At 63.7% G+C, this 267-nt stretch carries 1 protein-coding gene; it reads left to right on the forward strand.

Annotated elements, in window-relative coordinates:
• A partial coding sequence (locus tag HA630_RS01040; protein WP_166832100.1) for a hypothetical protein occupies positions 1–267 on the forward strand: 267 nt, incomplete at both ends.

Raw genomic sequence — 267 nt, forward strand, 5'->3', positions numbered from 1 at the left:
ACACCAATGTGAGTTTCGCGGTGGTGGTGACGGACGCGGATGGTGATTCTGCGCCGGCCGGCAACCTGGTCATCAACATCGTTGATGACGAGCCGGTGGCACGTCACGACACGGACAGTGTGGCGGCCAATCAGTTCACGGCCGAGACGGGCAACGTGATCACGGGCGTGGGCACGACCAGTGGTGCGGCTGGTGCAGACACCCAGGGTGCGGATGGTGCGAGCGTGACCAACATTGCCAGCGTCAACGTGGCGGCCAATGCTCCGA

The sequence above is a fragment of the Aquabacterium sp. A08 genome (genome assembly GCF_011742065.1).